The organism is Acidaminococcus sp. CAG:542, assembly GCF_000437815.1.
In the GTDB taxonomy this organism is placed as follows: domain Bacteria; phylum Bacillota; class Negativicutes; order Acidaminococcales; family Acidaminococcaceae; genus Acidaminococcus.
The window spans coordinates 1-939 of sequence record NZ_FR902101.1 but is presented as its reverse complement, the minus strand read 5'-3'; the positions used below and the strand labels follow the sequence as shown (position 1 = coordinate 939).

Annotated in this window: 1 pseudogene; it reads left to right on the top strand. The window is 53.7% G+C overall.

Annotation, left to right across the window (positions count from 1 at the left end):
• Positions 1–192: 192 nt before the first annotated feature.
• Positions 193–909: pseudogene (locus QVO43_RS08890) on the top strand (ATP-binding cassette domain-containing protein); the annotation flags it as partial.
• Between the last annotated feature and the right edge of the window lie 30 nt (positions 910–939).

The window sequence follows — 939 nt, the reverse complement described above, 5'->3', positions numbered from 1 at the left end:
ATTCATTTTACCGAGAACTATTTTACACTAAGTGCAACTATTGGAATCATTGAACGGGAAGAGGATTTTATGGTATACTTAACCGATTATAGAGGGTGAAAAGTATTTTTCACCCTGTCAGCGGTCAATGGTCAATGGCCGAAGGAAGCCAGCTTTGCTGGCGGTGAACGAATCAACAAAAGGAGTTCTTGCATGAGTGTTTTGGATGTTGCCCATCTTTCCCACAGCTATGGGGGACGGGAAATTTTCGACGATGTTTCTTTCCGCCTGGAAAAGGGGGAACATGTGGCCCTGGTGGGGGCCAACGGGGAAGGGAAATCCACCTTTATGTCCATCATCACCGGGAAACTGACTCCCGATGAAGGAAAGGTGACCTGGGCCCGGCGGACCAAAGTGGGCTACCTGGACCAGCATTCCGCCCTGGAGCCCGGGAAGACCATCCGGGAAACCCTCCGCACCGCCTTCCAGGACCTGGTGGAACAGGAACAGGAAATGCTGGCAGACTACGACAAAATGGAAAGCGCTTCCCCGGAAGAAATGGAACGGCTTATGGAGGAAGTGGGGGAAATCCAGGAACGGCTGGAAGCGGCGGACTACTACAACCTGGATGCCAAAATCGAAGAAGTGGCCGGAGGCCTGGGGCTCCGGGACATCGGCCTGGAACACAAGGTGGACGAACTGTCCGGGGGCCAGCGGACCAAGGTGCTGCTCACCAAGCTGCTGCTGGAGAACCCTGACATCCTGCTGCTGGACGAACCCACCAACTACCTGGATGCGGAGCACATCCAGTGGCTTACCCGGTATCTCCAGGACTACGAAAACGCCTTCATCCTGATTTCCCATGATGTACCCTTCCTCAATGCAGTGACCAACATCATCTGGCATGTGGACAACCTGAAGCTGGACCGTGTTAAGGCCGGACTATAATTGACCCAAAGG